Below are 16357 nucleotides of genomic sequence, written 5' to 3'. Positions count from 1 at the left end.
ATTAACATAAAAACTTTTTGATTTTCAATAACTTGTAATAAAAAAGATGCAAAATACAGCCATGTTATGGGTAGTAGCCACCTCCCTGGTCCTCCTTTCCCTGACCATAATGGCGGTTATGAATTTTCCATTTAAATGGATTTTTTACCTTACCGTTATTGGGCAAATAATGCTTGTATATATGGTCTTCAGAGTACTTAAGGACAAGTATACCACAGACAAGACCTTTAAGGATTTTTATGAGGATTATCCGTTAAAGGACGGATTTAATTAGCTACGGATATTTCCTTTCCCTTTTTACTATTTGGTGGGGTTCCCATACCCAGTTCCGGGATTACCAATAAAGGGATTTGGGTGTGAAAGGCCAATCGTTTAATTACAGGTTCACGCGTCATCTTTTCCATATAACTATGCTGGTAATTGAGCATGGCCAACAAGTGGATGTCCAATTCGTTGGCAAAAACCTCCAAGGTCCGTGAAACCGAATTCAATTCTGATACGGTGTGTACATAATGCGCTACCTCACCTATGTATTTCCTTAACATATTAAGGTTGAATTGCTGGACTTCTGTAAGTGCTTTAATTTCATATTGTACATGAACTATCCTAATGGCCGCTTTAAAGGATTTGGCCATTTCCAATAGGGGCCTCAATTCCGAGGTAGTATAAAACCTATTAAAATCTGTTGCAAAGGCTATCTCGGAGGGGGTCTTAAATTTAAAATGCTGGGGAATGGCCAATACAGGGCAGTTCTTAATACACTTTATTATTCTTACGGTATTGCTACCCATAAACACTTCCTCCAATCCGGATGCACCTTTTGTTCCCGTAACCACCAAACCAATTTGATGGGTCTCTATTATGTTCTTTATTTCATCAACCAATAGACTAAATGAAGAAATAGCAATAAAGGTATGCTTTGGGTTATGGTACTTATCCCGGATCTTTGTCAAAAGTTGGTCCAGACCCTTTTCGGAATTATGCCTTACCACATCCTCACAGGCTTTGCCACCCGAAGCCGCAGCCATAAACCTACTATGGGCAATGGTAGGGGTATAGGTATTCAAAATATAAAACTCGCACTCCTCATGCTTATAAAGGGAAATGGCATATTTGGTCGCATTCCAAGCATTGGGAGAAAAATCTGTAGGTAATAATATCTTTTTCAAACTATTTATATTTTATTAAAACCCCGAATAAGGGTCAAAACCACAAGTAAACTACCTCAGGGCAAGCCCAAGAGGCATTAAAAGGAAATTCAAGTTTGATTTCGACGCCCGCCTGAACGGAACGGGCAGGCAAGCGTCGGAACACCTGCCTGCGGCAGGCAGGTTTAAATCTCGATTATCGAGCAAAATTATAGGAAGTCAAAAACCTGAACTATGACATTTATCAGCTTTTGGAACTGGCGTCACACTATAAGAACTTGGCCAGCAGCTCATTTGGAAAGGGAAATTACTTCTATTTTTGTTCCTAAACTTAGTAAGAAATAGAACTCGGAAGTATAAGCGGGAGTTAGAAAACCGGGCAATGCAGGCTACATTAGAATCAAGAAGAACGGGAATTACGCAAATCAACACCCCTTTACAACATCATAAAGTGCCTTTCTGTCCGCTATGGCCACTTTCTTTCCATTAGTTTTTATCAACCCTAATTTTTTGAAATTCGATATGATCCGAATGGCAGATTCCGTTGCCGTACCCACTACATTGGCTATATCTTCCCTGGATAATGTCAGGGCCAAATAGCCGTTCCTATCCGTTCCAAAATTTTCCTCCAAATATATAAAAGCCTCGGCTATCCTCTGTCTCACTGTTTTTTGGGACATATTTACAATAACGTCATCGGCTTCCTTTAAATCGTGGGCTATATGCCTCAATACTTCCACAGCAAAATTGGGATTGTTGTTGAGGCTATCAATAATGGCATCTTTGGGAACAAAACAAACCTGCATATCATTTACTGCTATGGCACTTAGGTTGGCCACCTCTTCGGTAATTACGGAACGCTGCCCCAATAATGCCCCCTTGGTTGCCAGTTTTACTATCTGATCTTTCCCGTTCGGGCTTAATTTGGATAATTTGGAGACTCCATCCCTTACGCAATAAACCCCATTAAGTTTTTCTCCCTCTCCAAAAATGGTTTCCCCTTTTTTTACTAATTTGGCAGTTTTGGTATCCGAGACCCTTTTCAATTCTTCCTTGCTCATTGCCCGCAAGGAATTAAATTGACGAATAATACAGTTTTCGCATCTGCCCATAAGTAAAAAATTATCTGACACGGCAAATTTAAAGGTTATTGGAAGAGGGAAAACTGACAATTATCATGTTTTTAATTGGCGATCATGGACATCTTTGCAGGCAAGTATTAGGCAAATTTATATGGACAAGGTAAGGTGTTATCATTGCGGTGACGATTGCGGGAAGAACCCCATAAATCTTAAAGACAAAAATTTTTGTTGTGTTGGGTGTAAAACCGTTTATGAGATTTTCTCCAACAACGACCTGTCCTATTACTATGACCTACAATCCGCTGCGGGTGCACCGCCTAAGGAAGTGGAAGGCAAATACGACTTCCTTGACTCCAGCAACATTGTAGAAAAATTGATCGAGTTCAATGATAATGGCATCCAGATCATTAATCTGTACATTCCCCATATTCATTGCAGTTCCTGTATTTGGATATTGGAAAACCTGAACAAACTAAACAAGGGCATAAACAGTTCCCAGGTCGACTTCCCCAAAAAGACCGTGAGGGTCACCTTTAATTCCCACAAGGTTTCCCTTAAGGAGTTGGTGCTACTAATGTCCAGAATTGGTTATGAACCTTATATTTCCCTGGACGATTTTGACAGGGCCAAAAAAAGTAAGGACCGTGGTTTATCCTATAAATTGGGTATTGCCGGCTTTGCCTTCGGCAATGTTATGTTTCTTTCCTTTCCGGAATATTTTGAGGTTGGGGAATTTTGGCTGGAACAGTTTAAAGGGGTTTTTAGATGGCTTATGTTTGCCTTTTCCCTACCTGTGGTTTTCTATGCTGCCCAAGATTATTTTATTTCGGCCTACAAAGGAATAAGATCCAGATTCTTAAACATAGACATCCCAATTGCCCTGGGTATTTTGGTTTTATTCCTTCGGAGTACAGTGGAAATCATTTTCGACTGGGGGTCGGGTTTTTTTGATAGCCTAACGGGTTTGGTCTTCTTTTTGCTCTTGGGTAAATTCTTTCAACAAAAAACGTATTCCTATCTGTCTTTTGAACGGGATTACAAATCCTACTTTCCTATTGCCGTCACCAGAATTACAAGCAACAATACGGAAGAGAACACTCAGGTATACGATATTAAGGCCGGGGACAGGCTCCTTATAAGAAATGGGGAATTAATTCCAGTGGATGCTATCCTGACCAATGGAAATGCCAGGATCGATTACAGTTTTGTGACCGGGGAATCGGAACCGGTGGAAAAGATATCTGGAGACAAAGTCTATGCCGGCGGAAAACAGATAAGTAGTGCCATAGAAATTGAAGCTATAAAATCTGTTTCCCAAAGCTATCTTACACAACTTTGGAGCAATGCGGTCTTCCAACAAGACAAATCGGGGAGCTTTCAAACCTTAACGGACGGTATCGGTAAAAGATTTACCATTGCCGTTCTGATCATCGCTTTTGTATCTTCCATAATATGGTTAATACTAGACCCAAGTAAAACCATAAATGTCTTTACGGCCGTACTCATAATTGCCTGCCCTTGTGCTATTGCCCTGGCGGCCCCTTTTACCTTGGGCAATATGTTGCGTATTTTTGGCCGTCACGGATTTTATTTGAGGGACACCCAGACCATAGAACAATTGGCCCAGATAGATACCGCTATATTCGACAAAACAGGTACCATTACCACGGCCGAAAAGGGAAATGTTTACTATGAAGGCCTCGAACTGACCAGCGAAGAGGAGTCCTTGTTAAAAAATACCCTACGCTCCTCCAATCACCCGTTGAGCAGGAAACTCTATGATATGTTGGCAGAACAAAACATTGTACCGCTGGAGGAGTACGAGGAGTATTTGGGCCAGGGGATCAAAGGGGCTACGGTTAAAGACAGTGTTAAAATTGGGTCTGCAGCCTTTGTTGGCCATTCGGATATAAAGAATAGGGACAGTACCTCGGTCCACCTGAGCTCCAACGATCAATACAAGGGCTGTTTTATTTTTCAGAACCAATACCGGGAGGGAGTGGAAGAAACGTTCAAAACCATGGCTAGCGACCTGGAATTGGCAATCCTATCCGGTGACAACGCAGGGGAAAGGGCCAACCTAACCAAATTATTGCCCGAGGGAACACCATTATATTTCAATCAAAAACCGGACAGCAAGCTCCAATTTATAAAAACGCTCCAAGATCAAAATAAAAAGGTAATGATGGTAGGAGACGGACTAAACGATGCCGGGGCTTTGGCACAAAGTAATGTAGGCATAGCCATTTCTGAGAACGTTAATGTTTTTTCCCCGGCCTGTGACGGCATTCTGGACGCCAAAAATTTCAAATCGCTATATCCATATATCCTGGCCACAAGAAAAGCCATAAAGATCATAAAATTAAGTTTCATGCTTTCCTTGATGTACAACGTAGTGGGATTGTACTTTGCGGTAACGGGACAATTACAGCCCGTTATTGCGGCCATCCTAATGCCTTTAAGCTCCATTAGTATTGTTATCTTCACTACGGTAACAACAAACCTTTTAGGAAGAAAACTTAAGTCGGAACAGTCATCCTGGAAATAGCTTTTGGGTCTGGAATTAACTGAATAAAAAAGACAACTGTTTTGCTACAGTTGCCTTTTCTTATGCAATAACCCATATAATTTAATCAAAGATGGGACTTCCCCTATTTCTGTTGTTCCAAATACGCTACCAAGGAAGCCATTTCCTCATAACTCAGGGCATTTACCAGCCCAGAGGGCATCATGGATGTTTCGAGTTCCTTTCTTTCGGCAATATCCGATTTTTTTAATTGGGTGGCAATACCTGCTATATTTCTTATGGTCAGGTCCGTTGCCGATTCCTGGGTTACAAAACCAACATAATTATCCCCTCCCTTGGTACGTATCTGTACCGTTGAAAATCCTTGGGAAATGGAGGCATTGGGTTTCAGAATGGACTCTGCGATCTGCTCCCTGTTCATTATGGAACCTATTTGCCCCATAAAAGGCCCTTTCATTACTTCACTTGTAGACACACTATGACAGGTAAAACAAGCCTGGGCCTTGAAAATTTTCTTTCCTTTTTCGGGGTCGCCCTTAATATTTTTCAGGGCGATCATGATATCTTCAATGGAAGCCTCCCCGATCTGGCCTTTTTTATTTTTAATCTTTTCAAGGTCAACCGTTGGCATATCCTCCTTGGGAGCCGAAATATCCACGGTGCCAAAATCATCGATCGCCAATCGGTACTTACTGTTCAATGCCGCGTACCGTTCCTTTTCGTCTTCCGAAGATTTTTTCCATTCCTCCTTTAAGAACGAACGTATCACAGGGGTATAGTCCCATTCTACCGTTTTATAGTAGGGTCCGTGGGTATCCGGACGGGTACTCCACCACCAGGAGGCATCATAGGGTGCTTCTTGGTGATAAATACGTGCCAAGGTATTGATTATTTTATTTTTGAAAACGGCATCTTCCGTACTTTCATAGGCCTTTATCATTCCATCAACCGCTTTTGGGCTATGCATATATCGCATTGCCCAAAGTGCCATATCCCTTTTATCGGTATCCAAGGCACTGACACAGGCGTCCACGGCATCCAATTGAACCAATGCCTTTACGGCCAAATGCGGAACAACAATTTCGGCATTTGGCCTGGCATGGGGTCCTTCCGATCCCATTTCCGGGGCTTTAAAGGAATTCGGAACTGGAATCTCCATTAAAACCTTGGCCACTTCCTTTCTGCCCAATCTGCCCAAACCAACAATAGCGACCGCCTTTACCCGGTCTGAGCCCGACTTCATTGCATTTACAAATGGTGCCGTAGGTACATTTTCCAAAGTACCCGAACGGTCCGACAAGGCCCTCAAGGCAAATTCCTGAACCTGTGGATCCTCGGTTAATGACACTAAACGGTCAATTCCACTTTCCCCGGCCAATTGGGCAAAAGTGAATATAGCTGCCGCACGTACCTCCAATGACAAGGAGCTGTCCTGGGCCAATTGCCATACCTTATCGGCCCCTTTCCCCCTTTTGATCAATTCGTATTGGGCGCTTAACCGGGTCTTGGCATTATCTGCCTTTAGCAGATCTACCAAACTGCCCGTCCAGAAGAAATCCTTTAGATCGGGGAATGGCTCGTAACTATAGTTTTCAGGTAAAACCCTGACCACGTAACCTTTGTCCGGACTTCCGGAATATCCTGCCCCGTCCCAGGCAGAAAGATACATGGCCCCGGCCGCGTCCACATCCACATCGGTTATTTGGGGCAGCTGTATAAACTCTTCCTCATCTTGGGTAAAACTGGCCTTATTTTTGGTTAACCTGTGAAAATACAAATAGCTTCTGCCCCAATCGGCCATCATGGGAACATTGTTGTATTTTTCCGGCCAACGGTCGTCGTTCATATAGAGCGACCCTGTTCCGGATCCCCCGCCAACATCCACCAAGGCGGGTAGGATCTCTTCCGTAAAATGCTTGAACAGTACAGGATAACCATATTCGGCCGATTGTATCTGATGAATAAACCTGATGTTCCATCCCCCACCATCATTGGTATTGCCCCTAGTGTAGATATTCATAAAAGGATCTATGGCCACATCATAAATATTCCGCAATCCATGGGTATACACTTCCATTTCGGTTCCATCGGGACGTACCCTCAATACCCCGCCGCCCAACATGGTCAATTGTGTTCCATCGCGATCTGTGGCATTGTGAAACCCAAAATCGCCCACGGCAATATATATCCATCCGTCTATCCCCATCTGAATACCGTTGGTAGCATGGTCCGTTCCTCTTTCCTGTAAGTATTTGGAATTACTCAAATTTTTAATGAGGACTTTTGCAGGGCCATCGGCCACTCCATCCCTGTCCTTATCTTCAAATACCACCAAGTCCATATTAAAGGCTTTTCCCGTTTCGGGAGAAAAAGTGGTATGTAAAACAAATACTTCATCCCCGATCGCCAAAATGCCCCGTGGGTTGTCCACTTGGGCAAATTCGGTATGGGAATCCATTATTCCGTCGTGATTGCAATCTACCAAACGCTTTATAAACCCTTTGTTCATCTCCTTCCCAAGGGAACCCATCATATCTACCCCCACAAAGACCTCCCCGGTAGCGGCAACGGCCATACAGGCCGGACTTGGCGTTAGGTCGGGACCTGAAAATCCACTGATATCCAAATCTTTCGGCCAGTTCAGGACCTGGGCCAAAGAATCTGTGGAAGGATAATTTATTTCCTTGGTACTCGGTGTACAGGGAACCTCTCCCTGTTTACAACCAAAAAACATACAACTTGAAAATAAAATAAATCCTGCCTTTTTAATAATATCCATTACCGTTAAATTCATAATTATATCCTTGTATAGTGGCAAAACTAAAAATCTTTCCCATAAATCCATCCTTAAATTGAATAATTACGGACAGAACAACACCATTATTGGATGAATTTACTTTATAGACTCATTTAAAATTAGGATATTTGAAAGGAAGGCAACTTAAATATACTTGGGAAGAGGAACTTGCCATATTTTATCAAAAGCTGATAAATGTCATATTATTCCACCACCCCCATGTTTAGTTTTACGCCCAAATTCAGGTAGGTATGAGTGTTATTTATTTATTGTTGACATTGAGTATTGTTGTAGCCGTCATTTTTTTTGCGGCTTTTATTATGGCTACCAAGAGTGGTCAATTTGATGATTCATATACCCCATCCGTCCGAATGCTCTTTGAAGATGAACTGGTTAAAAGTTCCTCCAAAAAGACGGAAAAAATAGCTAACCAAAAAGATGAAAATCAAAAATTGTAATTATGGAAGTACAACAGTTTTATTACGACAACAAAATCGTAAAAAAATTCCTTTATGCAACTATGTTTTGGGGAATTGTGGGGATGTCGGTGGGTCTTTTGCTCGCCTTTATGTTCCTTTTTCCAAATTTGACCGATGGGATATCGTGGTTGAGTTTTGGCCGTCTTAGGCCCCTCCACACCAATGCGGTTATTTTTGCCTTCGTAGGGAATGCCATTTTTGCGGGGGTCTATTATTCTACACAACGCTTGTTGAAGGCAAGAATGTTCAGCGATGCATTAAGCAACTTTAACTTTTGGGGATGGCAGGCCATCATAGTTGCCGCAGCAATCACCCTGCCTTTGGGCTACACCTCCTCAAAGGAATATGCAGAATTGGAATGGCCCATAGATTTGGCCATTGCCGTAGTCTGGGTCGCCTTTGGCTGGAACCTGATCGGGACCATGCTAAAAAGAAGACAACGCCATTTGTACGTGGCCATTTGGTTCTACCTAGCTACCTTTGTAACGGTAGCCGTACTCCATATCTTTAACAGTCTGGCCCTTCCCGTTAGTGCCTTTAAAAGTTATTCTGTATATGCAGGGGTGCAGGATGCCTTGGTACAGTGGTGGTACGGACATAATGCCGTGGCCTTCTTCCTTACCACTCCCTTCTTGGGGCTGATGTACTACTTTGTTCCCAAAGCGGCCAATAGGCCCGTATATTCCTATCGTTTATCGATTGTCCACTTTTGGTCCTTGATATTTATCTATATCTGGGCGGGACCGCACCATTTATTGTATTCTACCTTGCCCGAATGGGCCCAAAATTTGGGAGTCGCATTCTCGATTATGTTGATTGCCCCCTCCTGGGGAGGTATGATCAATGGACTATTGACATTACGTGGAGCCTGGGACAAGGTGCGGACAGACCCTGTTTTGAAATTCATGGTGGTCGCGATTACCGGTTACGGGATGGCCACTTTTGAAGGCCCGATGCTTTCCCTAAAAAATGTAAACGCCATAGCACATTTTAGCGATTGGATTATTGCACACGTCCACGTGGGAGCCTTGGCATGGAACGGATTCCTGACCTTTGGAATGATCTATTGGTTGGTTCCAAAAATGTTCAAGACCAGATTGCATTCCCTTCCCATGGCCAATTTTCATTTCTGGATCGGCACCTTGGGAATCATACTCTACGCGCTCCCGATGTATGTTGCCGGTTTCACCCAAGCCCTGATGTGGAAAGAATTTAACCCAGATGGCACCTTGGCCTATGGTAACTTTTTGGAGACCGTAAATGAAATTATCCCCATGTACTGGATGAGGGCCATTGGCGGGACCATGTACATTATTGGGGCCATTGTAATGATCTACAACGTTGTTGTTACTATTAAGCATGGGACAAAAGTGGAGGATGAACTGGCGGAGGCGGCCGCTTTGACCACCGTATCCAAAAAAAGGACCGCCGGAGAAACTTTCCACACTTGGTTGGAGCGCAAGCCTATACAATTGACCATTTTGGCTACCATTGCCATTTTAATTGGAGGGGTAATCCAAATCGTTCCCACTATTCTGGTAAAATCGAACATTCCAACAATTTCCAGTGTTAAACCTTATACCCCTTTGGAATTGGAAGGTAGGGATCTATACATTAGGGAAGGATGTGTTGGATGCCACTCCCAAATGGTAAGGCCTTTCCGAAGTGAGGTAGAACGTTATGGCGAATATTCCAAAGCTGGAGAGTACGTGTACGACCACCCTTTCCTTTGGGGAAGCAAACGCACCGGGCCCGATCTTTTGAGGGTAGGTGGCAAATATTCCGACAACTGGCACTTGAACCATATGTACGACCCACAAAGCACCTCTTCCGGATCTATTATGCCCTCCTATTCATGGCTGGTGCGCAATAGGCACGACAGAACCAATATCCAATCCAAAATGGAAACTATGGTTGCCCTAGGGGTTCCATATACCGAAGAGGAGATTGCGAATGCCGAACAAGCTATGGATGAGCAAGCGACCAGAATAGAAAAAAATCTATACTCCGATCCCGATTTTGCCAAAGGATATGAAGAGGACAAAAAATATGCCGCAGAAAACGGGGAGGAATTCATAGAAATGAAGGATAGGGAAATTATAGCTATGATAGCCTATCTGCAACGTCTGGGGACAGATATTAAAATAAAGGAAACGGACGAAATAATTTCACAAAACAAGTAAGTCATGCTAAAATTTGTAAAAGGTTATATGGAAAGTATAGATGGCGTTGCTACCTATCCCATGATATCGTTATTAATCTTTTTTGTGTTTTTTACCATTCTTTTCTGGTGGGTATTTACCGCCTCTAAAGAACATATCAAGGAAGTTAGCGAAATACCATTAGAAACAGAAAACCAACCTAAAGAAGAATCGTTATGAGAAATATATCACCTTGGTGGGTAAGAGTCCCTTTGATCTTTTTCCTAATCTTCGGATTGATGGAATATTTTATTGATTCAGGGGACAAACCCGCATTTATTGCATACCCTATCGCCCTTTTGTTTATGTTGATGGTGCTGTTCATATTGGTGGCTATTGAATTGATCCTAAATTCAGTAGAAAACATCATGTTCCAAACCCTATCCCCGGAAGCTCAAAAACGATATTTGGAGGCCAAATTCAAACAATGGGAATGGAAATGGGGCAAAGCATACTGGAAAAAAATTACCGGAAACAGGCCCGTTGGGGAAGAACAGGAAATTATCCTGGACCACAATTATGATGGAATCCGTGAATTGGACAATAATCTTCCACCATGGTGGGTATATATGTTCTATGCCACCATTATTTTTGGGGTGGTTTATCTGGCCCGTTTCCACGTCTTTAACGACTATACCCAAGACATGGAATATGACCGCGAAGTGGCCGAAGCCCAAATAGCCATTGAAGCCTATAAAAAAACAGCAAAGGGTTTGGTAGATGCCAATACGGTGGAACTACTTACCGATGCCTCCGATATTAAGGCAGGTGGAGCAATTTACAGTGCCAATTGTGTAGCATGCCATATGCCGGATGGCGGGGGTGGCATAGGCCCTAACCTTACCGACGAATATTGGATCTTGGGAGGTGGGATTAAAAATGTTTTCCAAACCATTTCGGAAGGAGGAAGGAACGGCAAGGGAATGATAGCTTGGAAACAGACCCTTAAACCAGCCGAAATAGCCCAGGTAGCCAGTTATATTCTCTCGGAAATACATGGCAAGGCCCCTGCGAACCCAAAAGCTGCAGAAGGCGAAATCTGGACCGGAGAGTAAACACTTAATAACGCAATAGGCACATTTTAAGACCTACCCATATTTCCAACAAAGTAGAACAAAGAAATGGTACAGGACCAGGACAATTTTAGGGATTCCATAGGAACAATCAATGAGGAGGGGAAAAGGGCATGGATATATCCAAAAAAACCTAGTGGCAGGTTTTATGAATATCGCAAGTATGTAAGTTATGTGCTGTTGGTATTTCTCTTTCTAGCTCCCTTTGTAAAAGTAAACGGCAACCAGTTCCTAATGTTCAATGTGTTGGAAAGGCGTTTCAACATTTTTGGATTTCCCTTTTGGCCACAGGATTTTCATCTCTTTGTAATATCGATGATTATCGGCGTTATTTTCATAGCCTTATTTACCGTTGCTTTCGGCCGTATTTTTTGTGGCTGGATGTGTCCACAAACGATCTTCATGGAAATGGTATTCCGAAGGATCGAATTTTGGATAGATGGTGACCGTGGCGCCCAAATACGCCTTGCCAAGCAGCCCTGGAATGCAGAGAAAATTAGAAAACGAGCCCTTAAACTGATTATTTTTTTCATTATATCCTTTTTAATAGCCAATGTATTCTTGGCCTATTTAATAGGCAGCGACCGATTGATGGAATATATCACCGATGGCCCCTTTCAGCACATCAGCACACTGGTATCCCTTTTAATATTTACGGGGGTATTTTATTTTGTATTTGCATGGTTTAGGGAACAAGTATGTATCATAGCTTGCCCTTATGGCAGGATGCAAGGCGTACTTCTGGACAATAAGTCCATTGTTGTGGCCTATGACCATAAAAGGGGGGAGGCAGAAAACGGCAGAAAAAAGTTCAGAAAAGGAGAGAACAGGGACGCCTTGGGACATGGCGACTGTATTGATTGTTTTCAATGTGTAAATGTATGCCCTACCGGCATAGATATTAGAAACGGAACCCAATTGGAATGTGTCAACTGTACGGCCTGCATAGATGAATGCGATGCCATAATGGAAAAGGTAAACCTTCCCAAGGGTCTTATCCGATATGCCAGTGAGGACAATATTGAAAAAAAGTCCAAGTTCAAGTTTACACCCCGACTAAAAGGATACACCGCTGTTCTGGTAATTCTTACCGGAATTTTAATTGGAATGCTGTTTTTAAGAAATGAAGTAGAGGCCAACATCCTTAGACTTCCAGGGCAACTCTACGAACACAAGGAAGGCAATATCATTAGCAACGTCTATACCTATAAACTGATAAACAAAACCACCAAGGATATACCGGACATAAGCTTTAGGCTTTTATCCCACAAAGGGACCGTTAAGCTGGTGAGACATGAACTTTTTGCGGTACCGGCGCAAGGCCTGGCGGAAGGCACCCTATTTGTAGAGATCAACAATTCGGCTTTGAAAGGCGACAAGAACAAATTGAATATCGGCGTCTATAGTGGGGATAAGTTGATAGAAACGGCCACCGCCAGATTTTTAGGCCCTAGAAGCTATAAATAGATTAAAATATATAGGATTAACAACTAAAGATTCCAGTACATTGGGAATTGAAAAAAATTGGAAAAGACATGAAAATTAATTGGGGAACAGGAATTGTACTCGCCTTTATAGCGTTTATAAGTTTTATATTGTTTTTTGTTGTGCGGATGAGCATGGACAATAAGGCCAATCACGATTTGGTAACGGAAAACTACTACAGGGCGGAATTGGGATATCAAAATGAAATCGATGCGGAGAATAATGCCCGTAGAAAGGAAGTGGAACTTAAATTGGAAACCACCGGTGAAGGTGTAAAATTAATTTTCCCAAATACCTTGAATTCAGAAGACATTAAAGGTACAGTGTCCCTGTACAGGCCATCCAACAAGCACCTAGATTTTGAAATGCCCATAAGTTTATCCCAAGACTATTTGCTCATACCCAACAATCGTTTATTAGATGGTCGTTGGGACATTAAAGTATCTTGGAAATACCAGGACGAGGCTTATTTATACAAGAAAAAAATAAGCTATCATCAAAATAAATAAGGAGGGTGTACACTTCAAAGGTCCATAAATTTAAACTATGTTGTTATCTGCCGTAATCTTGGGTATCATGGGAAGCTTTCACTGTGTTGGCATGTGCGGCCCTATTGCCTTTATGCTCCCGGTAGACCATAACAAACCGGCCAAAAAATTATTTCAGGTCTTTCTTTACCATCTGGGAAGGATTACTTCCTACGCACTTATTGGGCTCATATTTGGATTTTTGGGCAAGGGCCTTTATGTATTTGGCCTACAGCAAAGACTTTCCATTATCATAGGAGTCCTGATGATCCTCATCATCCTTATGCCTTATAAGACTTTTGGCAAATATAATTTCTCCAAACCCATTTATTCCTTTTTGACCAAAATAAAAAGCCAACTTGGCAAGGAATTACAGCGAAAAAGTCCGGATACCTTTCTCACCATTGGATTCCTGAACGGACTACTGCCCTGTGGATTGGTCTATATGGCCCTATTTGGCAGTATTGCCACTGCCAACCCCTGGCTTGGTGCATTGTTCATGGCATTATTTGGACTAGGTACCGTACCATTAATGACCACGGCCGTCTACTTTGGAAGTATGCTTAAAGGCGTAACAAAAAAATCGGTGCAGCGATTGATCCCGGTCTTCGTAATCCTGGTTGGACTGCTCTTTATATTAAGGGGAATGGGACTTGGCATTCCCTATATTTCTCCCGAACCTGTCCTGGAGGTCGTGGACAGTACCCTGGAGTGCCATTAATTTTTCCTTGTTTTTATTTCCGTTATCTTCTCTAACTTGTGGCGTGTCCAAAAATAATGTAAATTTCAAGTACATTGGGATTCCGCTTTCGCAAGCATTCCCTGTCAACCAATTTCATGCTGTATATTCATCCAACTACAAACATACTATAATGAAGAAAATCATATTGCTGGCCTATCTCATTTTATGGACTCCTTTATTTTCCCAGAACGAAAAAATAAACGTCATCGTTTTTGGTGCGCATCCCGATGATTGCGATATCGACACTGGGGGTACGGCCATTTTACTGGCCAAGATGGGGCATAATGTAAAATTTGTTTCCTTGACCAATGGAGATGCAGGCCATTATGCCATGGGCGGAGGGGAGCTTGCCAAAATAAGGATTGCGGAGGCCGAGGAAGCGGGCAAAAGATTTGGGGTAGCCTACAGCGTTTTGGACAACCATGATGGGGAATTGATGCCTACTTTGGAAAATAGACTTAAGGTGATACGCGAAATCCGTAAATGGAACGCCGATGTGGTCATTGCCCCCAGGCCCAATGATTATCACCCGGACCACAGGTATACAGGAGTTTTGGTACAGGACGCCGCCTATATGGTAATAGTGCCCAATGTGGCTCCGGAAGTACCCCCGCTCCAAAAAAATCCGGTATTTCTGTACTCGGAAGATAGTTTTCAAAAACCCAGCCCGTTCGAACCGGATATTGCCGTAATCATCGATCCCGTTTTCGATCAAAAAATATATGCCATGTCGGCACACAAATCCCAATTCTTTGAATGGCTCCCCTGGACCTCAGGGAATTTGGACAAAGTACCCAAGGATGAGGAGGGCAGATTGAAAATGCTGGCCACTTGGCGATCACAACCTCCAAGGGAGGCACTCCTTAAATGTGCTGAAAAATGGTATGGGCCCAAGGCATCCGGAGCCAAACATATTGAGGGTTTTGAAATATGCGAGTACGGCAAGCAGCCCACTGATGAAGAAATCAAGATTATCTTCCCCATGCTCCAAAGATAACTCCCCTGCAGGACTAATAACAAAATTATTTTAGTACATAACAAAAAATCGTCTTAACAAGGTTTCTCGGAAAATCTGTTTGACCCCAAGCCCTAAAGGGAGCCTGATTTTCCTTGATTCCTCCCTTTAGGGTCGGGGTCAAAAATCGAGGAAAATCTTGCGGAAATGATTTTTGTCATGTACCAAGCAAAATTGCCTAATCCAGGATTTTCTTGGCATTTTCGCTATATACTTTCTTCAAAACCTCATCGCTGAGGCCCAAACCGTTGAAGGACCAATGATAGGAAGAAATATTCCTGTCATAAAAATGTTCGTCCTCGCTTTCAAGAATACGAAATGTTAGTTGGTACATTTCCGGATCGGTACCCATATCGGTCCCATAGACCAATTTATCCTGATACTTTTCATAGAATTGTTTCGTATATCGGGGAACTGCCGCCGTTTCCGCATATCTGGCAGAAATATCGGCGTACATATTGTCATATTTGCCCAAAAGACTCCCAATAATATCCAGATCATAACTACAATTGGCAAAGTGACAGGCAATAAAAGTGGTCTTTGGATTTTCCCTGACCGCATTTTCCAAGGTAGTAATCAATTCCGCATGTGTTAACCGCCCACCCTGGCTAATATCTATTCTCCATTTGTAAGCATTCATCAGCCCATCATTATGCACATCCATGGGTTCGTACATCCACATGGGATCTGCTACGTGTATACTTACGGGCATACCCAATTCCGCACATTTTTCCCATAAGGGTCTCATACGTGCATCATCTGCATGCATCCCTTTTGCAGGGGTTGGCCTGGAGTAAAAAAAACCGAAGCCCTTATCGCCCAATTCGCCCACTCCCTTGGCACCCATCTTATAACATCTTTCCAATTCCGTTACTGCTTTTTTACTCCAACCTTTTTCATTATAGCCTGTAAAATCGAAACCGCACCATAGTTCAAAACGGTCCCCATATTTGGAATAAAGGTTCACAATACTATCAAAGGGCTTCCCGGTCTGATAAGTAAGAATAATAGATTTTGCTACCCCGGCCTCGTCCATTGTCCTCACCCATTCGTCAATTTCCCGTTCCGACTTTGGATAGGGATGGGAATGAAAATCCACTAAGGGAAATTTGGCTTTGGATATCTTGGTCCTAGGCGTGTTATATATGGATATTGGCTCGTAGTCCTTAAGTAGGATATCTTCTTGCGCCTTTACCGAGTTGGAAACAAAAACCAGTAAAATAATAAAGATGTAGTAAATTTTCATACGAGGTTTAGGTAAATTGGTCCGTGAGCAATGGT

General features: G+C 42.7%; 14 protein-coding genes. 10 read left to right on the top strand and 4 right to left on the bottom strand.

Annotated elements, in window-relative coordinates; translation table 11 throughout:
• The first annotated feature begins 46 nt into the window (after nucleotides 1–46).
• On the top strand, nucleotides 47–274 hold the full coding sequence (locus D0S24_RS03055; protein ID WP_117018365.1) for a DUF2101 family protein: 228 nt from the start codon (nucleotides 47–49) through the stop codon (nucleotides 272–274).
• Here the strand turns inward: D0S24_RS03055 and D0S24_RS03050 are convergent.
• Together D0S24_RS03050 and D0S24_RS03045 are read right to left on the bottom strand one after the other, a co-directional pair.
• Complete coding sequence (locus tag D0S24_RS03050; protein WP_117018364.1) at nucleotides 267–1169, bottom strand: universal stress protein; 903 nt, start codon at nucleotides 1167–1169, stop codon at nucleotides 267–269. The genes D0S24_RS03055 and D0S24_RS03050 overlap by 8 nt on opposite strands.
• Before the next feature lie 404 nt (nucleotides 1170–1573).
• On the bottom strand, nucleotides 1574–2209 hold the full coding sequence (locus D0S24_RS03045) for a Crp/Fnr family transcriptional regulator (protein ID WP_117018363.1): 636 nt from the start codon (nucleotides 2207–2209) through the stop codon (nucleotides 1574–1576).
• Nucleotides 2210–2381: 172 nt separating this feature from the next.
• Here D0S24_RS03045 and D0S24_RS03040 point away from each other — a divergent pair, with 172 nt between their 5' ends.
• On the top strand, nucleotides 2382–4778 hold the full coding sequence (locus D0S24_RS03040; RefSeq protein WP_117018586.1) for a heavy metal translocating P-type ATPase metal-binding domain-containing protein: 2397 nt from the start codon (nucleotides 2382–2384) through the stop codon (nucleotides 4776–4778).
• Between the two features lie 103 nt (nucleotides 4779–4881).
• Here D0S24_RS03040 and D0S24_RS03035 read toward each other — a convergent pair whose 3' ends face one another.
• Entirely contained in the window at nucleotides 4882–7551 is a 2670-nt protein-coding gene (locus D0S24_RS03035) for a c-type cytochrome (RefSeq protein WP_220377722.1), read from the bottom strand.
• 254 nt (nucleotides 7552–7805) lie between these two features.
• Here D0S24_RS03035 and ccoS point away from each other — a divergent pair, with 254 nt between their 5' ends.
• From ccoS to D0S24_RS02995, 8 genes are all read left to right on the top strand, one after another.
• The gene (ccoS, locus tag D0S24_RS03030) at nucleotides 7806–8012 is read left to right on the top strand and encodes a cbb3-type cytochrome oxidase assembly protein CcoS (RefSeq protein ID WP_117018362.1); all 207 of its coding nucleotides are present in this window, start codon (nucleotides 7806–7808) and stop codon (nucleotides 8010–8012) included.
• A gap of 2 nt (nucleotides 8013–8014) precedes the next feature.
• A complete protein-coding gene (gene ccoN / locus D0S24_RS03025; protein WP_117018361.1) occupies nucleotides 8015–10216 on the top strand; it encodes a cytochrome-c oxidase, cbb3-type subunit I in 2202 nt (733 codons plus the stop codon).
• Between the two features lie 3 nt (nucleotides 10217–10219).
• Complete coding sequence (locus D0S24_RS03020) at nucleotides 10220–10414, top strand: CcoQ/FixQ family Cbb3-type cytochrome c oxidase assembly chaperone (RefSeq protein WP_117018360.1); 195 nt, start codon at nucleotides 10220–10222, stop codon at nucleotides 10412–10414.
• A complete protein-coding gene (locus D0S24_RS03015) occupies nucleotides 10411–11289 on the top strand; it encodes a cbb3-type cytochrome c oxidase N-terminal domain-containing protein (RefSeq protein ID WP_117018359.1) in 879 nt (292 codons plus the stop codon). Before D0S24_RS03020 ends, D0S24_RS03015 begins: the two co-directional genes overlap by 4 nt.
• 66 nt (nucleotides 11290–11355) lie before the next feature.
• A complete protein-coding gene (ccoG, locus tag D0S24_RS03010) occupies nucleotides 11356–12774 on the top strand; it encodes a cytochrome c oxidase accessory protein CcoG (protein ID WP_117018358.1) in 1419 nt (472 codons plus the stop codon).
• Nucleotides 12775–12842: 68 nt separating this feature from the next.
• The gene (locus D0S24_RS03005; RefSeq protein ID WP_117018357.1) at nucleotides 12843–13301 is read left to right on the top strand and encodes a FixH family protein; all 459 of its coding nucleotides are present in this window, start codon (nucleotides 12843–12845) and stop codon (nucleotides 13299–13301) included.
• 37 nt (nucleotides 13302–13338) lie between these two features.
• Nucleotides 13339–14040, top strand: coding sequence for a sulfite exporter TauE/SafE family protein (locus D0S24_RS03000; protein ID WP_117018356.1), 702 nt, complete (start codon nucleotides 13339–13341; stop codon nucleotides 14038–14040).
• Nucleotides 14041–14191: 151 nt separating this feature from the next.
• The gene (locus D0S24_RS02995; protein WP_117018584.1) at nucleotides 14192–15058 is read left to right on the top strand and encodes a PIG-L deacetylase family protein; all 867 of its coding nucleotides are present in this window, start codon (nucleotides 14192–14194) and stop codon (nucleotides 15056–15058) included.
• Nucleotides 15059–15254: 196 nt separating this feature from the next.
• Here the strand turns inward: D0S24_RS02995 and D0S24_RS02990 are convergent, their stop codons facing one another.
• Nucleotides 15255–16322: an amidohydrolase family protein gene (locus tag D0S24_RS02990; RefSeq protein WP_117018355.1), complete on the bottom strand. Its 1068-nt coding sequence runs from the start codon at nucleotides 16320–16322 to the stop codon at nucleotides 15255–15257.
• Between the last annotated feature and the right edge of the window lie 35 nt (nucleotides 16323–16357).

Source organism: Arenibacter sp. P308M17 (assembly GCF_003426735.1).
Taxonomy (GTDB): domain Bacteria; phylum Bacteroidota; class Bacteroidia; order Flavobacteriales; family Flavobacteriaceae; genus Arenibacter.
Note: the sequence above shows the minus strand (reverse complement) of the source record. Positions and strands in the feature narration are given on the sequence as shown.

Excerpts from the sequence above, each read along its gene's own strand:
- D0S24_RS03055 (WP_117018365.1), top strand. The coding sequence starts at position 47 with ATGCAAAATACAGCCATGTTATGGGTAGTAGCCACCTCCCTGGTCCTC.
- D0S24_RS03045 (WP_117018363.1), bottom strand. The coding sequence starts at position 2,209 with ATGAGCAAGGAAGAATTGAAAAGGGTCTCGGATACCAAAACTGCCAAA.
- D0S24_RS03040 (WP_117018586.1), top strand. The coding sequence starts at position 2,382 with ATGGACAAGGTAAGGTGTTATCATTGCGGTGACGATTGCGGGAAGAAC.
- D0S24_RS03035 (WP_220377722.1), bottom strand. The coding sequence starts at position 7,551 with ATGAATTTAACGGTAATGGATATTATTAAAAAGGCAGGATTTATTTTA.
- ccoS (WP_117018362.1), top strand. The coding sequence starts at position 7,806 with ATGAGTGTTATTTATTTATTGTTGACATTGAGTATTGTTGTAGCCGTC.
- ccoN (WP_117018361.1), top strand. The coding sequence starts at position 8,015 with ATGGAAGTACAACAGTTTTATTACGACAACAAAATCGTAAAAAAATTC.
- D0S24_RS03020 (WP_117018360.1), top strand. The coding sequence starts at position 10,220 with ATGCTAAAATTTGTAAAAGGTTATATGGAAAGTATAGATGGCGTTGCT.
- D0S24_RS03015 (WP_117018359.1), top strand. The coding sequence starts at position 10,411 with ATGAGAAATATATCACCTTGGTGGGTAAGAGTCCCTTTGATCTTTTTC.
- ccoG (WP_117018358.1), top strand. The coding sequence starts at position 11,356 with ATGGTACAGGACCAGGACAATTTTAGGGATTCCATAGGAACAATCAAT.
- D0S24_RS03005 (WP_117018357.1), top strand. The coding sequence starts at position 12,843 with ATGAAAATTAATTGGGGAACAGGAATTGTACTCGCCTTTATAGCGTTT.
- D0S24_RS03000 (WP_117018356.1), top strand. The coding sequence starts at position 13,339 with ATGTTGTTATCTGCCGTAATCTTGGGTATCATGGGAAGCTTTCACTGT.
- D0S24_RS02995 (WP_117018584.1), top strand. The coding sequence starts at position 14,192 with ATGAAGAAAATCATATTGCTGGCCTATCTCATTTTATGGACTCCTTTA.
- D0S24_RS02990 (WP_117018355.1), bottom strand. The coding sequence starts at position 16,322 with ATGAAAATTTACTACATCTTTATTATTTTACTGGTTTTTGTTTCCAAC.